The following is a 1828-nucleotide window of genomic DNA, read 5'->3' as shown; positions in this document are numbered from 1 at the left end:
TCTACACGCTGATCTGGGTCGTCGTGATCCTCGTGGTCTTCGGCCCGCTCTCGGTGCGGCAGTACCGCCTCACCACCAGCAAGTGATCACCGCCCGCGCGGAAATCAAGTAGGCCCGCGACCGAGGAACGAGGTCGCGGCGGCCGTATCGAGATCCGGGTCAGCCGTGAGATCGGGCTCCGTCACCGCTCACCGCGAACGCCACCTCTGCAGCACCGACAGCGACCGGCGCTCGTGCCACATCAGCCGGGCCGTCCCGGGCGCCGTACGCGCCACCCGCCGCAGGCGCCGCCAGCGCGCCGCCCAGGCACCGCTGCCGTCGGCCGCCATGCCGTAGTCGCGCAGCACGGACTCGTTGGCCATCAGCGCCCGCCACAGCAAACCGGGCCAGCGCAGCGGCGAGGCCCGCGCCAGCAGCAGGAACCAGCCGAGGCCGGTGTCGGCGCCGACCTCGTTGCGGATCCGCCATTCCTCGAGGGCCGCGCGGGTCGCCGGGTCGTCGGGTACGTCGACCACCACCCCGATGCGGGCGAGGAAGGGCGCGGCCAGGGCAGCCGCGCCGGTCACCTCGGCGAGCGTGCGGAGCACGGCCCGGTCGGCATCGGTGCCGTGTGCCGCCCAGTGCTCGGCCGCCGCGTCCAGCTCGGCACGCATGGCCGGGGAGCCGGTCTGCCGCAGCGCGTGCAACGCCAGGATCAACGTGCTCCCGGCGATGCCGGTGGCCGCGACCGGCTGGCCGGCGACGGTGATCTCGGTCCGCTCGTCCCACAGGGCGTCGAAGACGGTGTCCGCGTCGGCGAGGAAGCCGGGGAAGCGGTGGTGCAGGTCGAGGTGGCAGGGCCACGCCGGATGGCTCAGCGCGATCGAGTGGGGCTCGAACACGGGCGCCTCGGTCGCCCCGACCTGACGCGACCAACCGAGCTCTACCAGCCGGTCGCGGACCCGGTCCCGATCGTCCGGCGCGACGAGCACGTCGATGTCGACCGACTGGCGGTCCGGCCGCAGGCCGTGCGCCTGCGGCACCGGCCCCTTGATCGCCAACGCGCGGCCACCGAGATCGGTGGCCGCGCGGAGGATGAGCGTGTAGCCGAGGGGGACGGCTGCGTCGAGCGCGAGGGTCCCCCGCCCGGTCACTTGGTCTGAACGCTGGTCGATCCTGCGTTGGCACCTGCCCCGCTCACCGCGAACAGAATCGGCTGGCCGTTGGAGCCGCCCTTGTCGATGTTGGTGATAGTGACCGTGAATGTGGTCAGCGAGGTGCCAGGGGTCAGCGAGCCGTTGTAGGTGGTGGTCCTGGTCGTGAACGCGGACCAGTTCGCGCTGTTCTCGGACAACGCGGACGTGGACGACAGGCCTGCGCCGCTGAGGGTGAGCTGAACGTTGCTGATGGTTCCAGCGCCCGCGGAGGCAGAGACCGTCACGGTCGCCGCCATCGTCGTACCACTGATGGTGCGGGCAACCGCGACCGCCAAGGTGGGCGTCCCCGAAGCAGCCATGGCCGGGACCATCGTGGCGACCTGAACGGCCGGGACGGCCCAGGCGGCGTGAGCGCCGGCCTTGAGCACCGCGCGACGCGAGGACCCAGCAGAAGAAGAGGTGTCGATCGACATCTTGGGCGTCCCCCCACAGGACGGTCGGCCGTCCGGGGTCGGTGTCGGGGAAGTCAAGCACCGGAGGCGAAGGCTGAGTCTATGCGGGACGAAGGACCCGGGAGACACTGCCGGGCACCACCTTCGGGCAACGCCAGATCACCGCGCTCGCCGAAGGACTCGGGCTCACCGGCACCGGCACCAGATCCCCTACAGCGAGGGCGGGCCCACCAGCACCGA

Annotated in this window: 2 protein-coding genes; both read right to left on the bottom strand. The window is 71.8% G+C overall.

The window, feature by feature from the left end:
* Window positions 1–188 precede the first annotated feature (188 nt).
* The gene (locus tag E9934_RS19795; protein ID WP_158295081.1) at window positions 189–1133 is read right to left on the bottom strand and encodes a nucleotidyltransferase family protein; all 945 of its coding nucleotides are present in this window, start codon (window positions 1131–1133) and stop codon (window positions 189–191) included.
* Complete coding sequence (locus E9934_RS19790) at window positions 1130–1609, bottom strand: hypothetical protein (protein ID WP_158295080.1); 480 nt, start codon at window positions 1607–1609, stop codon at window positions 1130–1132. The genes E9934_RS19795 and E9934_RS19790 overlap by 4 nt, the downstream gene beginning before the upstream one ends.
* Window positions 1610–1828: the final 219 nt, after the last annotated feature.

It is taken from the genome of Nocardioides caeni (assembly GCF_004912195.1).
In the GTDB taxonomy this organism is placed as follows: domain Bacteria; phylum Actinomycetota; class Actinomycetes; order Propionibacteriales; family Nocardioidaceae; genus Nocardioides; species Nocardioides caeni.
The sequence above is the reverse complement of the archived record's forward strand: the minus strand, read 5'-3'. Positions and strand labels throughout refer to the sequence as shown.